We start from the raw sequence: 19,114 nt of genomic DNA, 5'->3' as shown, positions 1-19,114 counted from the left end.
AGCCGACTTTTTTACATTAAAATTAGTAAAAAAATCGGCTTTTTTTCTTATGTAAAGAATGAATTAAAAAAACACCTTAGTTTTTCAGCGGCCTCACAACGGCCATCGGGATTGTTCATGAAGCAAACAGGGCGATGAAAAAAGTTCGGGACATTATAGACCTGCCCGATCTAGATGAAACTCATTTGGTCGAAAGCATCAGACAAGCGAAACGATACAGCAATCATACAATTGAACAACTTCACGCCTTTGATAAAGCGCAAACCGCCGCGCTGGAAACGGTAGAACACGACCTCGCCCTGATGGCAAACTATATCAACCAGATCGGCACAGCCATCAAAAGTGGTGAAGTGAATCTTTCAAATTACTCGGTAAAACAAATCACATCATACGAAAGCTATAATGACTTAATAGGAGACCTTGCCCAGAATACAAATCCTTACGAAAACAAGTATAGACGCCCGGATGCGGACGAGCAATTAGAGGTGGCATCGTACATAGTACAAAGTAATACATTGACGGAAGAAGAATTCGAATCGCTTGAAAGTAGTCGAATTAAAACCATCCATGTCGCTGTAGAAGATAGTGAATACGATGGTGAGTACCACATTTACGCCAATGGGATGATCGTACGGGAATATCAAGATGAAAACTTCAATATAAGATATAAAATTGTTAATGAAATTCCTAACATAGAGCCAAAAGGAGACGTGCGTTTTCTTGATTCCCCATTTGAAGGCACTCCTTTAGAATGGGCGGGGTATGCCGCATTTCCTGCAACTCTTGTAAAAAAAGGCGTTACAAAACTCGGGAAAAAAGCGATTACGGGTGTCGAAAAGAAGTTGGTGAAGGAGTATACTGAGGGTGCGGGTAAATATAATATTGGTACAATGAAACACATTTATCATGGGGAAATTAATAAACGTGGTAAAGCAGTTGGATATCATCATGAGAGTATGATGGGTGGAAAGATTATTCCAGGGACTGAGAATGTGCCTGATAAAAATGGGATTTATAAGGCAAAAGTTGAAATTGATGGGGTTGAAAAAGTAGCGAAATCGAGTTTCTTTCCAAAAGAATGGAATCGTGTTGATGTGTTAAAAGCTATTGATGAAGCCTATCAAAATAAAAAACAGATAGGTTCTAATAAATATTTAGGTAAAACTTCATCAGGAATAAAAATAGAAATGTACTTAAATAAGGACGGTTCAATAGCTACAGCCTATCCATTATATAATAAATAGCATAGAAGGTGATAAATTATGAGATATTCATATGAATTTAAGAAAGATCCATATGGTATTACAAGGATAGTACTACCGGAAAAAATAAGTATTTTCTCGGATTTTATTGAAGATATTTCAACAGAAGAAGAAGTGGATGAGTATATAGGATACGTTAAGAAAGTTTTAGAAGGGGGATACGAAGACTTTGAAATTACATTGAATGCTACCAGTGTAAATATAAAGAAAGATGTGACAATGGCTGAACACCATTATCGAATTGATGAACCTTTTGAAAATACAATAGAAACTGAGGAATTTTTAGAGTTGATGTTAATATGGAGGAAAAAAATTGTAGAAGAGTGTAAAGATTGAATGGATGAAGCAATAGGAAGATTTTTTGGGGATAAACTAATCAAATGAATTGGCCTTTGAGGATTAGAATACAAAAAATGTGGACTCGGTTGAAGCTCTCCCAGTCCTTTTTTATCTTGAAGGACACTAGATCGCAACAACCTTCGCGACAATGGCAAGTTGGAGATAATATTTTTGCTCCAAATAGGGATCATCACATTTATTACAACGAATAAAGAGGTAATTGTAATGTCATATCAAAATGAAAAAATACAAAAAAATTAGCATTGATGAGTGCCAAAAAAATAATCAATCAATTTTCATATTTAGAACTTATTGAATTTGAAGACGATGATTCACTCTGGTTGAATTTATTTGAAGGTCCATTGAAACAATTTCGTCAGATTGATTCTAAACCAACATATATTAAACCTATTGGAGATAATAAAAACAGCTATATATCTTGGTTTGAAAATTCATTAGCTTTTCTTAAAGAAAAAAAGGAATGGATAATACTGGTTCCAAATTGTCCACGTCCTATTTGGGCAAATGTTAGGGTATTAAATTTTACTAAAGGAATTGAAGAGCTTTGGGAAAAATCGAAGTTTCATGATTTTATAATAGCTAATAAGTCTACGGGAAATATTGTACAAATTTTTTCTGAAGAAAAAAATTATGAAATTCATATTGGTGAATGTGATTTTACAAAAAATAAAAATAATTAAGTGATTTATAACGAGAGCAGGGTATATAATTGGTTAAAAAAAGAGAGTTCTTTAATTGAAATTTCTCTCTACGATGATTCGCTAATTTCAGTGTATATGAAAGATAATATGGAGAAATGATTCAGCAGCCTAAGTTTTTAAATCCTCAGGTGTTAACTCACATTTTTGGAAAAATACCATTGTTTAAAGACTCGGAATTAGTAGATATCCAACTTAGGAGAGATGGTCCGACTCTTTTTATCAGATTGATGACAAAAGAAAACATAAAATCCAAATGCAATTAGATAGATAGTAAAAGTTATTACAGCCTATCCAATTTTTTTAATGGGTGTAAATAGATGAAATATAAAATTAATATTAAACCTGTGTCGGGTAATTTAGAGTAAGTGTTCATGAAGAAATTTTTCCTGTGTAAATACTTTTGGTGATATTCAGTGTTCTGATGCGGATCCATGGTTAGAGTTAATATGTAAAGTGTTAAACAGGGATTTAAGATATGAAAAATGTACCGGAAACAATTGTACATTAGAAATAAAGAAGGATTTTACAAAAGTTGTAGATAATTTTAGTGAATTTGATGAGGAATGTTTAATTGAAACAAAGGAATTAAAAAATATTTTGAACTATGCTCAAGTTGTAAATAGATAGTGAATTAAGGTGTACTAAATATAGTACACCTTAATAATACGAAACAGAATACCGATTTCCAAAATATGCAAATTTTTTTATTTCCTTAATTACAAATTAATGCAAAGTCAAGAAAAACACCGCTTACGCCATGCACTAATCTGCGGCAAACAGGAAGCTTGTGTAAAAAAACAAAGGCTGTCAAACGAAGCAGCTTGTTTGCGAAAAGAAAATGGAGGAGAATTCGACGTGAAAAAGCTTTCGAAAGATGAATTAGAGCGCCATATCAAAGGAATTGAAGTTGAAAACAAAGAGGATTACGGAGAGCTGGATTTTCTGAGTGAAGGAATCGATAAAGACGACTGCCTTGACCGGCGACATCCAAATGAAGTGACACCCGTTCTTTCTTTTTTAGAAACGAAATTTCAAAATCATGAGCTTATCATTACCGTTGGCGCCGACGACCCTTCCGATCTTGACAAACATGAAACGGTTCGTATTGTTCATGAACGAGCTTCACTAGAAGGATTTCCAGAATTACTTCGAATAGACCACATCAGGCTCTATGGACAAAACGAGCTTTGTCAGAGGGATTTTTATTTTGAACGAGGGGATAAGAAGGAAAAAGAAAATAAGTATCGGGAATTGGTATTAAAAAGAAAAAGCTGCAGTCAATGTTCAGGTCTTAACAACCCGTCAATCATCAACAATGGGGAGTTTGATTCAAACGAAATCGGACCGTGGACAACCTGGAAGGGCAGCCTCGATGCGAAAGTGATGGTCGTTGGGCAAGACTGGGGTGATGAAGAAACGTTTGTAAAACAAAAGGGAGAAGTCAATCCCGGTGGACACACGAATAAAAATTTAGTCAAACTCCTTCAATCCATAGGGCTGTCACCCGAAAATAATCATTTGTTTTTCACAAACATGGTGCTCTGTATGAAAAATGGGGGATTATCCGCCAAACTAAAAACATCGTGGCTAACGAATTGCACGGAATTGTTTTTAAAACAGCTTATTCAAGTTGTAGAACCCGAAATTATTATTCTATTAGGCGCAAGAACGTATCAGGCATTTTTAAAATCGTATGGCATGAAGCCAACCCCTTTTAAACAAGCGGTGGAAAGCAAAGAACCAATCATCATTGAAGAAAAAATAAAAGTGTTCCCTGTCTATCATTGCGGCAGGTTAGGGGAAGTGAATCGGAAGTTTGCAGACCAACTGAAAGATTGGGAGAAAATAAAGAAGCATATTTAAAAAAACGAAAGCGGCTTCGCTTTCGTTTTTTATACTCATCATTAAAACAACGTCAAACCAAGCGTAAAAATAACACCGGAAACTAACAACGTCGTTACGCAATACCCCATAATATCCCTCACTCCGAGTCCTTCGATGGCCATTGCCGCAATACCGGGATCGACGCCAAGCTGATGGGCGGCCTGCATATTAAGCGGACCTTGCACGACCCAGTGGAAGCCACCGGATGTAACAGGTTCACCGTATTAATGTCATAGATTAAATCCCTTCGTCACAAAGTAGTAAACAAGGTAAGAGTAGCCAAGCGCAATAATGATCGTAAGAATGCGGCTGTTTTCCATACGGACCGCAAATGGTTTCTGTGCCGTTGCAAAGTTCGTCTAAAGAAATGCGGTCTTTTCATCCTCTTCCAAAAACGCTAGGTCAATTCCAGCCGGCATTATCCCCTGTCATGATCGGTAAAACGACGATCAAGGCAACTGTGATGAAAAAGGGACTTAAAATAATTGATTAATTGAACCACAGTTAAAACTGAACTTCAATCAAGACCACCTTTCGTTGAAGAAGAAGCTACAAACCTCCCTAAGAATGTACTTTCCCAGAAGTTTAATAAAAACACTATTTATAAAAATATCCAATTCAAAAAATAATATTGTACTGTATAATTGATATAAATGTTTGTTTGAATAAAAATTCAACACAATAGGAGGCCTATTATGCCATTATCATATATAAATCCATACGTTAGAAAGCCCGTTTCAACATCACCACCACCACCGGTTACTCCTTTAAACAAGCTTATATTTACAACAGATTAAGAATCTGCGAAATATAAGCTGTTTCGCAGATTCGAAGGAGTAGGCGATGAAATCTAACATTCAGTTTATATTATCAATGATTATTTTCGGTACAATTGGTTTAATTGTAAGATACATTGATTTATCTTCGAGTGAAACAGCTTTACTTAGTAGTTCAATCGGATGTCTATTTCTAATGTTCGTATTTTTAGTGATGAAAAAATCCATTCCGTGGAAATTAGTGAAAGCTAATGCTTTCGTCTTATTTCTCTCAGGCATTGCATTAGGAGGGAATTGGATTTTCCTGTATCAATCATACAATTATACAACCGTCACTAACGCAACATTAGTGTATTACTTTGCGCCTGTGGTTGTCATGATTCTCTCACCAATGATCCTTAAAGAAAAATTATCGATCAAAAAGATTGTTTGTATTGGTGTAGCGATAGTAGATATGATATTGATTGTTGGAAATGGCATAAGTTCATCTGGAAAAGGGGATCTACTTGGGATCTTGTTTGGGCTAGTTGCAGCTGCATTTTATGCTGCATTAATGTTATTGAATAAATTTATTCAAAACATGGCCAAGTTAGAGATTACAATCATCCAACTTGGAACAACTGCTTTACTTCTTCTACCATATGTGCTTTTTACTGAGGGATTCAGTATCTTGGGAGTATCAAGATCTTCCATTCCCTTTATAATACTATTAGGGATTGTTAACACTGGTATTGGATTTTGGTTATTTTTTTCGGGTATGCAAAACTTAAAGGGACAGAGTATTGCTATGCTAAGCTATGTGGATCCATTTGTAGCTATACTGATTTCTGGGGTAATCTTACAAGAACAAATGACTATTATTCAAATGCTAGGTGGAGCACTCCTTTTGGGCTCTACATTTGTTAGTGAAACTAAATTTATTAGATTATCAAAACAGAGTACAAAAATTTTATCGAAATAGTGATAAGAGCAGTGGGTCATTTTTCACCACTGCTCTTATTTTATGTTATCTAAAATAATTAGACTTTATTAATATCTTTTTTCACTAATGCTTTTTTAATTTCAGTACAATTCTTCAAACTTCTTCTAAACTAAAACTTTTGTTCAAGAAAATGCCCCTTATCTTGAATAACATGATTAATGTTTTTTCCCTTGCTTTCCGGATTTAGGCAGGTATGGGCAGCTCGCCAAGCCGAACATACCCAAAACGAGGATTTACGGTATTCGTTTGCTCTAGCCTTGGAAAAGTTGATGATTCTGCTATTGAAAAAGAGATTGTTCAAACCCTATCGACAATCACATAAACAAACTTTAATCTCAGATAATAAAGATTAGAGACCAGGTTAACACCATGAATTAAAGGTGTTAATGGCCTCTAAGAGTTACAAAAAAAGGAATTTTCTTTACTAAGGTCTAATGTAGAATTGCAGGTATCTTAGAGAATTGCGTTATTTAAGAATGCGCCCTATCTGGAATCGTCCATTACTAATATTACCTCGTGAACCCTTTTTACCTTTTCACTTTTCTTGTGTTTTTTGTCTCTAGAATAGTAGTTGAATACCGAACAGAGGGTAACATAACATCAGACCGAAACAGCCAATGCACCAATAATTGCTGTACCCCACAGTGCAACTTTCTAATCCTCGGTGAACTGCGGCTAGGGTCACGCTTTTCTGGTCGAACCCAGAACCTCCAAATAGTGCTGATTGTACATAATGCCCAGGATGTTCCCAAAGGGATCAACCACGGAAGCAGTGATAAACCCCTCGCCACGCTCTGTGGGTGCCTCGTACTCTTTCGCTCCCATTGACAGCAACTGCTTGAAAGTTGCTGTTACATCATCGACATGCCAGTACACTACAGCACCGGCCGGGCCGGTCGATGAACCACCGGGGGCGTATCTACTATCGATCAGGCCCAGTTCGTGCTGGTAATCGCCGAGGCGAAACTCGGCATATCCTGGACGTTCGAAATAGGGTTCGATACCCAATAGCTCGGAGTACCAGTTCTTTGCTGCTGCTAGATCATCTGTCCAAAAACTAACTGTGGTGAGTCCTCGTAATGTCTGTATGTCGCTCATAATCGATTTCCTCCTTAATGTTGAGTGGCATAACTAAATCACATCTTCTAATTAACTTCGATTTACTTACGATTAATCCCTTCTCTTATTCAAGTAAATGGCCCGATTGCTGAATTAGAAAGAAACCTTATTGCTGAGAGTAAAGGAAGGGGTTGAAGCAAGTAAATGACGTGGGAAAACATTAGGTAGACCCAAGTTGGATAAAGAAAAGCTTGCTGTTGCGTTAAGGATGTATAATAGTGAAGAATATTCTATAAAGGAGATAGTCTCAGCAACTAGAATATCTCAAGGTTCCTTATATAGATCAGTCAACGGAAGAAAGCTTGAAGAAATAAAAAAATAGGGCTCGCTTTATGTATTATTTCTTCAAATTTACTTTGCGGTCTATATCAGGAACCCTGTCACTAAGCCTGGAAAAGGTTTTTTGATAAAAAGAACAGTTGAAAATTATGTATTAAAAAGAATTTGACATACTTGATTCCAGCTATCCTCAACATCAGTAATCGCTTCGGTATTGACCTTTAAATGCTTCAAAGTCCATTAAATTACGTTAGACCTCCATTATCTTCAATTTGAAGTAAGTGGAATTGGGAAAAATGGATCATTTTGTGACAATACCAAGCCGTCAATAATTTTGAAAGGAGTAAAAATGATGAATAAACTACTAATTTATGTGGCTATGCTTGTTTTTCTTACGAATAATATTCTTCCCCTGTTCACAGGATTTGAAAGCGAGTCGTGGGCTACCGGGCTTGCGGGTATTTTAGTCTGTGCCTACCTTATAATCGAGGAAAGAGAAAGGCGAGACTAGTTGATTGGTGCTGTGTATGGAAAGTGAAGGATGATCCGCCAAACTAAAAACATCGTGGCTCACGAATAGCACGGAATTGTTTTTAAATCAGCTTATTCAAGTATTAGGCGCAAGAACGTATCAGGATTTTTAAAATCGTACGGCTTGAAGCCAACCCCTTTTAAACAAGCGGTGGAAAGCAAAGAACCAATCATCATTGAAGAAGGATAAAAGTGTTCCCTGTCTATCATTGCGAAGTGAATCGGAAGTTTGCAGACCAACTGAAAGATTGGGAGAAAATAACGATGCATATTTAAAAAAACGAAAGCGGCTTCGCTTTCGTTTTTTATACTCATCATTAAAATAACGTCAAACCAAGTGTGAAAATTATCCCTGAGACGAATAGCGTTGTCACGCAATACCCCATAATATCCCTCGCTCCGAGTCCGGCGATGGCGAGGGCGGGCAGCGCCCAGAATGGCTGGGCCATGTTCATCCACGCTTCACCGTAGGCGATGGCCATTGCCGCAATGCCGGGATCGACGCCAAGCTGATGGGCGGCGGGCATAATGAACGGACCCTGCACAACCCAGTGGCCGCCACCGGATGGAACGAAGAAGTTGACGAGACCGGAGCTAAGAAAGGTTAAGAAGGGGAACGTATCCGGCGTTGAGATCGAGATGAACGCATTGGTAATTTTCCCGCCTAACCCGGACAGCTCCATCATCCCCTGAATCCCCGCATAAAAAGGGAATTGAATGAGAATCCCAGCTGTTCCTTTAGCGGCATTCGCGACAGCGTTCATATACGACAACGGCGTCCCATGCAAAAGCAAGCCGGTTGTGAAAAAGAGCAGGTTCACCGTATTAATGTCAATATTAAAGCCCTTCGTCACAAAGTAGTAAACGAGGTAAGAGTAGCCGAGCAGCGCAATAATAATCGTAAGAATGCGGCTGTTTTCCATGCGGACCGCAAATGTTTTCGGTGCCGTCGCAAAGTTCGTCTCAAGCGAGGCGGCCTTTTCATCCTCTTCCAACAGGGCCGGGTCAATTCCGACGACATCTTTTCCCGTCGGCATCATCCACCTTGTCATAATCGGTAAAATGACAAGCAAGGCAACGGTGATGAAAATGTTATAATCGGCAAAAATCGTTTTCGAAAGCGGAATTAATCCAGCCGTTTTCTCCATCGGATTGTCGGGTGTCGCCGCGACAAGCGGAATAGAACCGGAAAGCCCGCCATGCCATGTGAGAAAACCGATGTACGCGCAGGCGATTAGAAATCGGTAATCCGATCCGGTCACCCGTTTGGCCACTTCCTTCGCAAACAAAGCGCCAACAATGAGTCCAAATCCCCAGTTAATAAAGCAGGCAATCCCCGCTCCGAGCGTAACGAGAATGACTCCCTGTGCGGGCGTTTTCGCAAGACCGGCAATCCGCCGCAGCCACTTTTTTACGAGCGGCGAGCTGGCAAGGGCGTGGCCCGTCACGATAACCAGACTCATTTGCATGGCAAATGCGAGAAGATTCCAAAACCCGCTGCCCCAGAACTGAACCATTTCTATCGGACCATGGGATGTAAATAGAATGCCAGACAGAAACAAAATTAACGTAAGTATTAAGGCAAACACAAACGGATCAGGCAAAAATCGCTGGACAAGAGAAGTGAAAAAGTTTGATAGCGCTTTCATATGAACCTCCTTTAATGGTAATTTTTACGGGAACCTATGTAAACTAAAGAGCGGCAATTCAATTATACATAAAATTAAATAAATTTTGAATATATTCCGTTGCGGTATAACTCGCTTAAAAAAGACGATAGGCAGGCTAAAAATGGTACACCCTTTATGATAGGATGATGAAAGAAAATGTCGATGACCAAAAGGTACTAGAAAAAGATAGTACTAGGCAAAATTTGAATTCGCTTTAAAATAAATATTAGAGAATTCCAGTAGGAAGGTGATGTTATGAGACTTGAGCCGGTAGCTCCACTTTCTACGGAGATCGCTAAGCTAAACGTTTCCTTGCAGTCGGCGAACGTCCACGTTCAGAAGAAGCAAGAAGAGCTGAAGCGGCTACTTGCCTGTCAGAAAAAACTGACGGAGTGCGAGAAGGATTTTGAACAGAACGATAATTTATGTCTGAAACCCGAACTCGGGTCAAAGACATGGTGCGGAAATATTGCCGAGAGCTTTGAGGCGATCCGTGAGAAAAACGTGCAATCAAATTACCGCGATCTTCTGAACGTCCAGCTTGATCAAGCACTCGAACAATTGAAACATCACATCGAAGTGGTTCAAACGGACATTCACTTGACCTTACAAACCATTTCATCCCAACAATCACAGCTGTCAGAGCTGAAAGAACAACAGCGAAAGGAGCGTCATTCATGAGCAACGAAATTAAAGTCGTTTATGGGGATGTCGGGGAGGCGCTGGCCGATTTAAAAACAGCCACTGAAGCTTTTGCCCATTCTCCCATTCCTTCCCTCACGGAGGGACTCGACTGTGCGAAAAAATTAAATGAACTTTTCAGAAAGCTGTCCGAATTGGAAAAAACCTATCAACGATTGTTGGCCAACAATGAAAAAGCTTCACGCCAGGCGATGGAAAGCTTTAAAAAGGTCGATCAGTCCGTAGCTTCATTTATGAAATAACGCAAACGAAAGGGTGAAACGATGAAAACGTTGGACGCAAAAGCCCTCCATGCCGGAATCGATGAGATGATCGCCCAATTGAAAGCGAAACAAGAACAAATGAAGGCGATTCAAATGAAAGTCCGTGCAATCGTCTCTCTTCGCCAATCATGGACGGGCAAAGCGGGAGATTCGATCCGATCCTTTTATGAAGAATGTCATCTGCCATTTTTGCGCTATTATGATACGTTCATCACGAACTTCCAGGATGTTTTACATACGATGAAAAAACAGCTTCAAGCATTCGAACCTGCGGAAGATGGCTATATTAAGGAAAGCTTTTTGGAGTATGAGCTGAAAAATGGGCTCAAGAAACTTGAAAGAACGACAACTGGAATTGTAGAAGAAGCGAACGACGCCATTCGCAAAGTCAGTGACATAATTGATTTGCCGCTTCTTGACGATGATGAGTTTCATCATTATGTGAATCAGGCAAAAAAGAAAATCACCCGGACGCTGGAACAACTTTATCACTTTGACCAACAACAGATGAATTCGTTAAAAACAGTTGAAGAAGACCTTCAATTATTAGACAATTACACTAAACAAATGGACTCGCTCTGTCAAAGCGGCGAACTGGACGTCTCGACCTTCTCCATTTTTTCGATGGAACAAACAACACCATCCTCCGCCTTCAATCTATTGCGTGGAACGATTGTTGGGAAAGTGGAAGGGAAGTCCGAGGGTCTAGTTGAAGTCAATAATACGGAAGAAGAACAAGGCTTCTGGGACAAAGCAGCAGACCTGGCTGAAGGTGCGTGGGACGCGACAGCAGATATGGCAGATGACACCTGGGATACAGTGACGGATGTTGTAAGTGAAGGATGGGACATCACAAAAAATTCGGCAGTCGGCGTGGCAACGGGCGTGTGGGATGGACTGGAAGACACAGTAGATGGCATCGTTGGAACCGTCAAGCATCCGCTTCAGACAGCTGAAAATTTGAAAACCGCAGCCTTGCATCCTCTCAAAACTATAGGAGCAATCAAAGACAGCGTCGTCGATTCATGGAACAAAGAGATGATCAATGGAGATGTGAAGAGCCGCGCCCACTGGATCGGAAATGCGGCAACCCAGGTGGCCCTTTCTATTTTTGGCACAAAAGGAGCCGATAAAGTCACCAAAACGCTGAAGCTCTCGAAAATGCCAAAGGTGCCAAACGTACTGAAGGTAAAGAGAAAAGGGCAGCTAACAAAAGCTTTCAATGCCGTTCATCCGAAACTGCAATCGGTTTTCAACGTGTTGAGTCCGGCGTATATCCGTAAAGTTGTTGAAAAAACGTATGACGATATGTTAAGAGCCGCAAAAACGAGGATGAGAAATACGCTAGATGCGATAGGAAACATCGGTTTTAAGGTTTATGCGGTAACCCCTGAAGGCCACAAAATACCAGTAAAGGTGACCTTAAAGGATTTGTGGCTTAAAATTACTAGTGGAAACAGGAGTTTTGTAAAATCTATTTCAAATATGAATGAGTTTTTCGAAATGGAATTTGGAAAATCAATACGTAATTCCCTATCAAAATCAAAAGTGAAATATGATGGACAATCCATTTACAAAGTGGAAAAGAAAACGGATAATCAATATCTGAAAAAAGGCTATGGAATTTACCTTGACGCGTTACACAAAGACCATTTAGAAGTAATTGATAAAACGGGAAATGTGAAATACGTTTTGAATTTAGATGGTACTTTAAACCCCGATAAGACTAAGAAAGCATTAGGACGTGTAGTTAAGGGGTGGAAATAAAAAAATGGGGGATTTTAAATGGATAAAATGTTAATGGGAATATTGGACATACTAAATAAACTTAATTCAAAAATTAATATTGTTACAAAGGAAGATTTAGATGAACAGTATGAGAATTTGGAGGACTTTAGAAAATTAACTAGTGATCTAGATGTGTTATTAAACAACTTTAATTCAGTAAGTAATGATGATGTTGATAAGGTAGAGGAAATGTTATTTGAACTTCATAGAATTTTAACGACGTTTGAGTGGCATTTTTCAGAAATTAGTGATTTAAACACAAAAATTTTAAAAGTATATAAAGACAATATCAATAACGTCTAGTCCAATTTATAAGAAGCCTTGAAAGTGGGTTATCCTCTTTTAGGGTTTTTTTAATAAGGCATCGAGTTAAAGGATTATCGGTTCAGCAGCTATATCAAAGCGGTCCAAAATGGACATCAACACGACCTTACAGATCAATTCATCACAACAATCACAGCTTTCACAGCTGAAAGAACAACAGCGAAAGGAGGATAACGCATGGGAAGGCGTGACAGATGCAGCAGAAGGTGCATGGAATAAGACGACTGATGTTGCTGAAGAGACGTGGATTAAAGCTGCAGACGCTGTGGAAAACCCCTGGGATGAGGCAGTAGAAATTGCAGGTGATACCTGGGATGCGACGAATGTTGTAAGCAATGGATGGGACATAAAAAAATTCGGTAGCCGGAGCAGTATCGGGTGTAGGGGCAATGAAAGATAGTTTTGTAGATTCATGGAACAAAGAGATGATTAATGGCGATGCGAAGAGCCGCGCCCACTGGATCGGAAATGCGGCAACCCAGGTGGCCCTTTCTATTTTTGGCACAAAAGGAGCCGATAAAGTCACCAAAACGCTGAAGCTCTCGAAAATGCCAAAGGTGCCAAACGTACTGAAGGTAAAGAGAAAAGGGCAGCTAACAAAAGCTTTCAATGCCGTTCATCCGAAATTGCAATCGGTTTTCAACGTGTTGAGTCCGGCGTATATCCGTAAAGTTGTTGAAAAAACGTATGACGATATGTTAAGAGCCGCAAAAACGAGGATGAGAAATACACTGGATGCGATTGGGAACATTACAATCGGATTTAGAACTGTTGCCGTTACCATTGAAGGCATAAAAATAGTAGAAAATGTGAACTTTAAAGATTTGTGGCATAAAATTACAAGTGTAAATAAGGGTACAGGGAAGGTCGTACCTTCTTATGGAAAGAAGTCAATACCTATAGGACCTTACCGAGAAGTTAATGGATTCCCAGTTAAAGTAAAGCCAGGTGCTCAAGAGAAACATATTCCTAATACTCTAAATTACAAACAAGAGATAGCAAATGGAAAAAACAAGAGTATTTTCTATGGCGATAATAAAAAAGCACAAGAATTGCTTGATAAGTTTGCAGGGAAAGGTCAACTACTACCAAACGGTAAAAAAGAAAGAGTAGATTTTGGTAAACCAATTGGAAAATACTATGATCGTGATACTGGTGAATACATTGAAACTACTAGAGGAATAATTCATTACGGAAAAGACGGAGCGCATATAGTGCCTTCAGAACCATTAAAGAAGTAAAAAGAGGAGGATATAAATGGAATATGATCCTTTAATAAAAGTGTTAAAAGACCATAAAGATAGTAACTTGATAGTAGAGTGGGATAGTGGATTAAAGATTATTGGTGAACCAGACACACTCTTTGAAACAGACAATGGGTTGGATGACGATGATGAAAATTATACCGAATATTATGCTGTTACATTTCAAGTAAATGATATTTTAGCACATCCTACTAGTGAAAAAAGTAGTCTATATAATTGGTTAATACAAGAAAAAGGTTCATTAATTGAAATTTCACTTTATGATGATCCGCCAAGCGCAGTTTTTTTAACTGACGGACAATGTGTATGGAAAAGGAATAGCCAAAAATAAAAAACGTTACTTTACCTTGTTGGGCTAAATTGCCTTTCAAGGTTTTTAAATTATATTAAGTCAGCTAATATTTGCGTAAAGCAAAAGAAAAATGTTTAGTGTGAGAATCGAGACCTTCAAGGAGTAGATTTTTGGGAATCTGAAGGACTTGTTGAAGTCAATGATACGGAAGAAAAACAAGGCTTCTGGGACAAAGCAGCAGACCTGAAGGTGCGTGGAATAGTGCGGCGAACGTTGCGGGTGATGCCTGGGACGTTACAAGTAATTCAACAGTAGGTCTGGTAACAGGAGGATGGGATGCCATAAATGATACAGTAGATGGTGTTGTTCATACCGTGAAACATCCCATTCGAACCATTGAAGACATGGCATCCGCGATTTGACATCCGAAACGAACGCTAGGGGCAATGAAAGACAGTTTTGTAGATTCATGGAACAAAGAGATCGTAAACGGGAATGCAAAAAGTAGAGCCCATTGGGTAGGGAATGTCGTTGTCCAAGTCGGCCTTTCTTTTTTAGGAACGAAAGGAGCCGATAAAGTCACCAAAACGCTGAAGCTCTCGAAAATGCCAAAGGTGCCAAACGTACTGAAGGCAAAGAGAAAAGGCAAGATAACAAAGGCTTTCAATGCCGTTCATCCGAAATTGCAATCGGTTTTCAACGTGTTGAGTCCGGCGTATATCCGCCAAATTGTCACAAAGAGTTACGATGATATGCTGAAAGCCACTAAAACGGAAATGAGAAAGACGCTGGATGCGATTGGGAACATTGGTTTTAAAGTTTATGCGGTAACCCCTGAAGGCCATAAAATACCAGTGAAGGTTACATTGAAGGATTTGTGGCTTAAAATTACCTCTAATATTAATGGAGATTCTAAAGAAAACAGCAAGAGGATAAAAACAAAAACTGTTTCTAATATGAAAGAGTTTTTTGAAACAGAATTTGGAAAGTCAATTCGTGATTCGTTAGTTAAAACAAAAGTACAATATGAGCGAGTTTGGATGAGTTTTTGAACACAGAAGCAACACAAATTACTGACTCTATATTGAAATATATCGATAAAGTGCTTTCAGGAGAAAGCGACTATGAAGAGTTTAATGGTAATCGATGCTCAATAGAAATTCGAAAGGATAAAACATTAGTTGAAGACTTATTCGAAGGTTTGTACGATGACTTTGATACTTTTCCGACATATGAGATAAGTACTCAAGAATTAAGGGACTTAATTGTCATGTGGGTAAAAAAGGTTGAAGAGTTTAAAAAAGAACACGGGTATGAATAAACTTTGTTGATATTCTAGTCAAATTGGATATAAAATGATATCACTTTTTAATGGAACCGTCATATTCTATTACAATATGCTCAAAATAATGAGTGTCCTTCAAGAAAGAGAGCTGGACATTGTGGTCTTTAAGTAAGCATCAAATAATTGTAGATTATGAAAATGGCTACAGAACCCGTAAGCTGTAGCCATTCATTAATGTTATTACTTAATTGGAATAAACTTCACTGATGTTTCTAATTGTATTTGATCTCCTTCTACAGCCTCATATACATACTCCCTTTCGCCATAAGATGAGCCTAGAATAGTATTTACTTTTAATTCACCGTAAGCATCGTAAACAATGAAATTACCATTGCCACCGTTGGCAACCGCTTTATACCGTCCCTCTGGTAAGTCCTTGTTCACAGAAAACCTTCCTGCACTTAGTACCTTAGGTTTTTCTTTTGTTTCTTGAACTTTTCCTTCTAATGCTGCCAACTCATTTTTAAGCTTCGACAATTCTGACTTTTTATCCTTTATTTCTGTTTTAAGATTATCTAACTCTTCTTGTGCTTTATCTTTTTGGGAAATTACATGCTGAGCCTCATCATAATCATCTTTAATATCATTCAAATTATTTATTGTATCATCTAATTTTGAATCAGTTTCTTTCAAAACCTTATTTTTAGATTTAACTTTCTTTTCAAGATCATCATATTTCTTCACTAAATCAACATACTTAACCTTTTCTCCTTCTAATTTAGTACTCGCCGAGTTATTCCCTATCCAGAATGATGTTAAAATTAACACCACCATTACTACTGGAATACCGATTTTCAGACCTAATATCTTTTTCTTATGTTTTGCCAACTTTAAATCACTCATCCTGATACCCCCTTTTAAATTGTATGCAATGAATATTTTACCAGAATAACAGTTTTTTGTAATGGCTTAATTAATTCTTTACTACAATTAATTCTGGAATCGATCCTTTAATTAACGGTTCATATAAATGACATTGCATTTATAAATTATAGTTAATGATAACGAACAGCCTTTATTAACCCTTGTTCTTTAAACAGCAAAAGAAGAGCATTTCGATTTTAATTGTGTTATCTAAACCATTTTCCAATAGTATTTCCCTGAGCCATGATCATTCGATCAAGCCATGTTTTAAAATCACATTTCAAATCCATTCGATCAATACCGAACAGCCATAGGTAGTTTTTTTCACCTTTTTTGCATCGTTTGCTATTTACCATTATGCAGCCCAAATCTGGATAATAACCAATAGGATATGAATCATTAGGCATCATATCAGAGTGATGTGATAAAATTTCTCCAATCTTAAACAATTCAATAACCTCTTCATATTCGCTCTCAACAGATTAGCCCCATTATGTAGCAGTAAGAAATCTGTAATCCAATGGGATAACCCAACCCGTATTTTTGGCAAATTGATCGATCTCTTCAATGGTTGCCGGGTCATTAAAAGTAAATGTAGCTGTATAACAGTATCCTTCATTTGCTTGAACTAAAACGAAAAATTAAGAAATTGGATGAAGAAAATAAAGAACGACGTGAGAAACTAAAATTTGCTTATGCAGAGGTTTATAAAAAATCTAAGAGCACCTCGTTTCCTATTTGTTCAACAAACGGGTCCATTATGGAGGATCGGAAATTTTAAACCCTCTGACAAGGGGGAGTACCAGTCAAGCCAGGGATGCCATTGTAACTAAATAGATGATTTTCTGAACAAATGTCTTTTAACGTGAAGGTAGTCGGTTAAAAATGTGGCAACTACATGTCTAAACGTGTATTTTTTCCATTTTGATATGGTGACCTCTTATAGCGACTGTGCTAAACTTAAATGTATAGTTACAAAGAGTGAAAAAATTAAGATATATTTATCTTAAGGAAGTGATAGTTTGAAAGAACGGAAATACACGTCGCAAGTAAAAAATGGGCATAACAAAATAAGCCTACTGTAAAAGTGGACTTGGAAAAATTGCATGGGGAGGAGACTAGTTTCTCTTTCATTAAATTTTTGTGCCTTGAGCGCAGCCGAAAGGAATGATTCTTTTTATGAAAATTGAAACAGACCGGCTACTGATTAAACCTTTTGAGAAACATCATTTGAATGATGTTTATGAAATTTATAAGGATGATTCAACGTGCCAATTTCTTTTGCATGACAAATGGACAGATGAAATTAAAGAAAGTGAAATTGAAAAGAAATTAAAAAATAATCAATTAACAAAAGATAATGCGTTGAGCTTAGCGGTTTTATTGAACTCTAAAGTAATTGGCGATCTATCTGTGCGGTACACAGATATGAAAGATACCGTTGAAATTGGCTATACATTTTCAAAAGCTGTGTCTGGAAAAGGATATGCGACAGAGGCTGTTAGTGCGCTAATAAATTATTTATTTGAAGTTGTAAAAGTTCATCGTATCCAGGCGAATTTAGATGCACGAAATATAGCATCACAAAAATTATGTAGAAGAGTGGGAATGAGAAAAGAAGCTCACTTTATACAAGACTTTTGGAATAAAGGTGAGTGGACGGATAGTATTGTATTCGGAATGCTAAAATCTGACTTAAATAAACTCAAAAGATAAGATTACGTAATCGATTTGCAGATCCAATTAATTATAATTTTTATTCCATTAATGGGCGCGATTGTGGAACAAAAAGTAAAAGGAGTGAAACATATTATACATGACTAATAGGTTTCGCTCTTTATTTTTTATGACTTTTTACGATTTAGGTCTTGATAAACAATTAAACAACTTTATTGTCATTCAACAGTTATATGCAAGGAGCGTTAAATTCTCTTCAGCTTACAGCAAAAAAAGAGCATTTCGCTCTTCTTTTTAATGGTGTTATCTAAACCATTCCCAATAGTTATTTCCCTGAGCCATGATCATTCGATCAAGCCATGTTTTAAAATCACATTTCAAATCCATTCGATCAATACCGAACAGCCATAGGTAGTTTTTTTCACCTTTTTTGCATCGTTTGCTATCTACCATTATGCAGCCCACATCTGGATAATAACCAATAGGATATGAATCATTAGGCATCATATCAGAGTGATGTGATAAAATTTCTCCAATCTTAAACAATTCAATACCCCCTTCATATTCGCCCTCAAACAGATTAGCCCCATTATGAAGCAATAAGAAATCTGTAATCCAATGGGATAACCCAACCCGTATTTTTGGCAAATTGATCGATCTCTTCAATGGTTGCCGGGTCATTAAAAGTAAATGTAGCTGTATAACAGTATCCTTTATTTGCCTGAACAAGTAGCTGATTATTCTTGTCCAATCGTTCCTTTAGACCATTCAAAATTTCTTCAACAAGATTGGATGACAATTTCAATCACTCCTTCAGATGCACTTACATTGAAATTTAATACCCATTAAACCATCCTGTTATTAATTGATGCTTTTCTCTGGGGATCGGTATTAAATTGCTTAAACTGTTGCTGCCTCCATATTCACGAGGCCGTTGTAACCGTCAAGTAGTTTTGAACACTTTTTGCTAATTAAGATTGAACACTTTTTTCTGCGAAAATGGTGCTCCTGTGTTTAATCCTGTAACTGT

The 19,114-nt window shown here is 37.8% G+C and carries 24 protein-coding genes and 2 pseudogenes; 18 read left to right on the top strand and 8 right to left on the bottom strand.

The genetic code is table 11. The annotated features are described in order from the left end of the window. Positions 1 to 104: 104 nt before the first annotated feature. The 5 genes from H538_RS25170 to H538_RS0116405 all read left to right on the top strand — a co-directional run bounded on the left by H538_RS25170 (position 105) and on the right by H538_RS0116405 (position 4,186). Positions 105 to 1,244, top strand: a complete 1,140-nt coding sequence (locus H538_RS25170; RefSeq protein WP_322786415.1) for an EndoU domain-containing protein — start codon at positions 105 to 107, stop codon at positions 1,242 to 1,244. Positions 1,245 to 1,262: 18 nt separating this feature from the next. Next, entirely contained in the window at positions 1,263 to 1,598 is a 336-nt protein-coding gene (locus H538_RS0116425; RefSeq protein ID WP_026678536.1) for a hypothetical protein, read from the top strand. A gap of 269 nt (positions 1,599 to 1,867) precedes the next feature. Continuing rightward, complete coding sequence (locus H538_RS0116420) at positions 1,868 to 2,302, top strand: hypothetical protein (protein ID WP_026678535.1); 435 nt, start codon at positions 1,868 to 1,870, stop codon at positions 2,300 to 2,302. A gap of 116 nt (positions 2,303 to 2,418) precedes the next feature. After that, positions 2,419 to 2,586, top strand: coding sequence for an Imm50 family immunity protein (locus H538_RS26980; protein ID WP_154658002.1), 168 nt, complete (start codon positions 2,419 to 2,421; stop codon positions 2,584 to 2,586). A gap of 592 nt (positions 2,587 to 3,178) precedes the next feature. Beyond that, positions 3,179 to 4,186: a uracil-DNA glycosylase family protein gene (locus H538_RS0116405; protein ID WP_026678534.1), complete on the top strand. Its 1,008-nt coding sequence runs from the start codon at positions 3,179 to 3,181 to the stop codon at positions 4,184 to 4,186. 41 nt (positions 4,187 to 4,227) lie between these two features. Here H538_RS0116405 and H538_RS26775 read toward each other — a convergent pair whose 3' ends face one another. Beyond that, entirely contained in the window at positions 4,228 to 4,392 is a 165-nt protein-coding gene (locus tag H538_RS26775) for a TIGR00366 family protein (RefSeq protein ID WP_245595256.1), read from the bottom strand. Between the two features lie 45 nt (positions 4,393 to 4,437). Then, positions 4,438 to 4,527, bottom strand: a complete 90-nt coding sequence (locus H538_RS26770) for a TIGR00366 family protein (protein ID WP_154658001.1) — start codon at positions 4,525 to 4,527, stop codon at positions 4,438 to 4,440. 523 nt (positions 4,528 to 5,050) lie between these two features. Here H538_RS26770 and H538_RS0116390 point away from each other — a divergent pair. Continuing rightward, positions 5,051 to 5,944, top strand: a complete 894-nt coding sequence (locus tag H538_RS0116390; protein ID WP_026678533.1) for a DMT family transporter — start codon at positions 5,051 to 5,053, stop codon at positions 5,942 to 5,944. 702 nt (positions 5,945 to 6,646) lie between these two features. On the opposite strand, the gene H538_RS0116385 is transcribed toward H538_RS0116390, so the two are convergent. After that, complete coding sequence (locus H538_RS0116385; RefSeq protein WP_026678532.1) at positions 6,647 to 7,063, bottom strand: VOC family protein; 417 nt, start codon at positions 7,061 to 7,063, stop codon at positions 6,647 to 6,649. Positions 7,064 to 7,162: 99 nt separating this feature from the next. Here H538_RS0116385 and H538_RS26765 point away from each other — a divergent pair. Beyond that, a pseudogene (locus tag H538_RS26765) lies at positions 7,163 to 7,406 on the top strand (recombinase family protein); the annotation flags it as partial. Between the two features lie 309 nt (positions 7,407 to 7,715). After that, the gene (locus H538_RS26200) at positions 7,716 to 7,874 is read left to right on the top strand and encodes a hypothetical protein (protein WP_154658000.1); all 159 of its coding nucleotides are present in this window, start codon (positions 7,716 to 7,718) and stop codon (positions 7,872 to 7,874) included. 337 nt (positions 7,875 to 8,211) lie between these two features. Here the strand turns inward: H538_RS26200 and H538_RS0116370 are convergent, their stop codons facing one another. After that, positions 8,212 to 9,543, bottom strand: coding sequence for a TIGR00366 family protein (locus tag H538_RS0116370; RefSeq protein WP_026678530.1), 1,332 nt, complete (start codon positions 9,541 to 9,543; stop codon positions 8,212 to 8,214). Positions 9,544 to 9,819: 276 nt separating this feature from the next. Here H538_RS0116370 and H538_RS0116365 point away from each other — a divergent pair, with 276 nt between their 5' ends. From H538_RS0116365 to H538_RS24115, 9 genes and pseudogenes are all read left to right on the top strand, one after another. Beyond that, complete coding sequence (locus H538_RS0116365; RefSeq protein WP_026678529.1) at positions 9,820 to 10,245, top strand: YwqH-like family protein; 426 nt, start codon at positions 9,820 to 9,822, stop codon at positions 10,243 to 10,245. Next, entirely contained in the window at positions 10,242 to 10,508 is a 267-nt protein-coding gene (locus H538_RS0116360) for a DUF5344 family protein (RefSeq protein ID WP_026678528.1), read from the top strand. The genes H538_RS0116365 and H538_RS0116360 overlap by 4 nt, the downstream gene beginning before the upstream one ends. A gap of 21 nt (positions 10,509 to 10,529) precedes the next feature. Next, entirely contained in the window at positions 10,530 to 12,296 is a 1,767-nt protein-coding gene (locus tag H538_RS25165; protein ID WP_051291523.1) for a ribonuclease YeeF family protein, read from the top strand. 18 nt (positions 12,297 to 12,314) lie between these two features. Then, positions 12,315 to 12,620: a hypothetical protein gene (locus H538_RS0116350; RefSeq protein WP_026678527.1), complete on the top strand. Its 306-nt coding sequence runs from the start codon at positions 12,315 to 12,317 to the stop codon at positions 12,618 to 12,620. A 109-nt stretch (positions 12,621 to 12,729) separates the two neighbouring features. Beyond that, the gene (locus H538_RS0116345) at positions 12,730 to 13,041 is read left to right on the top strand and encodes a hypothetical protein (protein WP_026678526.1); all 312 of its coding nucleotides are present in this window, start codon (positions 12,730 to 12,732) and stop codon (positions 13,039 to 13,041) included. A 445-nt stretch (positions 13,042 to 13,486) separates the two neighbouring features. Then, positions 13,487 to 13,882 (top strand): annotated as a pseudogene (locus H538_RS27070) (polymorphic toxin type 50 domain-containing protein); the annotation flags it as partial. 16 nt (positions 13,883 to 13,898) lie between these two features. Next, positions 13,899 to 14,237, top strand: coding sequence for a hypothetical protein (locus H538_RS0116335; RefSeq protein WP_026678525.1), 339 nt, complete (start codon positions 13,899 to 13,901; stop codon positions 14,235 to 14,237). A gap of 407 nt (positions 14,238 to 14,644) precedes the next feature. After that, entirely contained in the window at positions 14,645 to 15,250 is a 606-nt protein-coding gene (locus H538_RS0116330) for a hypothetical protein (RefSeq protein ID WP_026678524.1), read from the top strand. Beyond that, entirely contained in the window at positions 15,247 to 15,519 is a 273-nt protein-coding gene (locus H538_RS24115) for a hypothetical protein (protein ID WP_051291522.1), read from the top strand. Before H538_RS0116330 ends, H538_RS24115 begins: the two co-directional genes overlap by 4 nt. 204 nt (positions 15,520 to 15,723) lie before the next feature. Here H538_RS24115 and H538_RS25160 read toward each other — a convergent pair whose 3' ends face one another. After that, positions 15,724 to 16,386, bottom strand: a complete 663-nt coding sequence (locus H538_RS25160) for a coiled-coil domain-containing protein (protein WP_051291521.1) — start codon at positions 16,384 to 16,386, stop codon at positions 15,724 to 15,726. A gap of 227 nt (positions 16,387 to 16,613) precedes the next feature. Further along, positions 16,614 to 16,856: a hypothetical protein gene (locus H538_RS0116315; RefSeq protein WP_026678522.1), complete on the bottom strand. Its 243-nt coding sequence runs from the start codon at positions 16,854 to 16,856 to the stop codon at positions 16,614 to 16,616. Positions 16,857 to 17,586: 730 nt separating this feature from the next. Here H538_RS0116315 and H538_RS0116310 point away from each other — a divergent pair. Beyond that, the gene (locus H538_RS0116310) at positions 17,587 to 18,123 is read left to right on the top strand and encodes a GNAT family N-acetyltransferase (protein WP_026678521.1); all 537 of its coding nucleotides are present in this window, start codon (positions 17,587 to 17,589) and stop codon (positions 18,121 to 18,123) included. A gap of 264 nt (positions 18,124 to 18,387) precedes the next feature. On the opposite strand, the gene H538_RS25155 is transcribed toward H538_RS0116310, so the two are convergent. Beyond that, positions 18,388 to 18,630: a hypothetical protein gene (locus H538_RS25155; RefSeq protein WP_026678520.1), complete on the bottom strand. Its 243-nt coding sequence runs from the start codon at positions 18,628 to 18,630 to the stop codon at positions 18,388 to 18,390. A gap of 43 nt (positions 18,631 to 18,673) precedes the next feature. After that, positions 18,674 to 18,883 (bottom strand): hypothetical protein, encoded by a 210-nt coding sequence (locus H538_RS25150; protein ID WP_026678519.1) that lies wholly within the window; start codon positions 18,881 to 18,883, stop codon positions 18,674 to 18,676. Positions 18,884 to 19,114 lie beyond the last annotated feature (231 nt).

Source organism: Fictibacillus gelatini DSM 15865 (genome assembly GCF_000430745.1).
GTDB lineage: Bacteria > Bacillota > Bacilli > Bacillales > Fictibacillaceae > Fictibacillus_A > Fictibacillus_A gelatini.
The sequence above is the reverse complement of the archived record's forward strand: the minus strand, read 5'-3'. Positions and strand labels throughout refer to the sequence as shown.

Coding starts and splice junctions, on each gene's coding strand:
- H538_RS26200 (WP_154658000.1), top strand. CDS start 7,716: ATGAATAAACTACTAATTTATGTGGCTATGCTTGTTTTTCTTACGAAT.
- H538_RS0116390 (WP_026678533.1), top strand. CDS start 5,051: ATGAAATCTAACATTCAGTTTATATTATCAATGATTATTTTCGGTACA.
- H538_RS0116370 (WP_026678530.1), bottom strand. CDS start 9,543: ATGAAAGCGCTATCAAACTTTTTCACTTCTCTTGTCCAGCGATTTTTG.
- H538_RS0116345 (WP_026678526.1), top strand. CDS start 12,730: ATGGACATCAACACGACCTTACAGATCAATTCATCACAACAATCACAG.
- H538_RS0116360 (WP_026678528.1), top strand. CDS start 10,242: ATGAGCAACGAAATTAAAGTCGTTTATGGGGATGTCGGGGAGGCGCTG.
- H538_RS0116365 (WP_026678529.1), top strand. CDS start 9,820: ATGAGACTTGAGCCGGTAGCTCCACTTTCTACGGAGATCGCTAAGCTA.
- H538_RS0116330 (WP_026678524.1), top strand. CDS start 14,645: ATGAAAGACAGTTTTGTAGATTCATGGAACAAAGAGATCGTAAACGGG.
- H538_RS0116385 (WP_026678532.1), bottom strand. CDS start 7,063: ATGAGCGACATACAGACATTACGAGGACTCACCACAGTTAGTTTTTGG.
- H538_RS26980 (WP_154658002.1), top strand. CDS start 2,419: ATGATTCAGCAGCCTAAGTTTTTAAATCCTCAGGTGTTAACTCACATT.
- H538_RS25160 (WP_051291521.1), bottom strand. CDS start 16,386: ATGAGTGATTTAAAGTTGGCAAAACATAAGAAAAAGATATTAGGTCTG.
- H538_RS0116350 (WP_026678527.1), top strand. CDS start 12,315: ATGGATAAAATGTTAATGGGAATATTGGACATACTAAATAAACTTAAT.
- H538_RS0116310 (WP_026678521.1), top strand. CDS start 17,587: ATGAAAATTGAAACAGACCGGCTACTGATTAAACCTTTTGAGAAACAT.
- H538_RS0116425 (WP_026678536.1), top strand. CDS start 1,263: ATGAGATATTCATATGAATTTAAGAAAGATCCATATGGTATTACAAGG.
- H538_RS25165 (WP_051291523.1), top strand. CDS start 10,530: ATGAAAACGTTGGACGCAAAAGCCCTCCATGCCGGAATCGATGAGATG.
- H538_RS0116420 (WP_026678535.1), top strand. CDS start 1,868: ATGAGTGCCAAAAAAATAATCAATCAATTTTCATATTTAGAACTTATT.
- H538_RS0116335 (WP_026678525.1), top strand. CDS start 13,899: ATGGAATATGATCCTTTAATAAAAGTGTTAAAAGACCATAAAGATAGT.
- H538_RS26770 (WP_154658001.1), bottom strand. CDS start 4,527: ATGGAAAACAGCCGCATTCTTACGATCATTATTGCGCTTGGCTACTCT.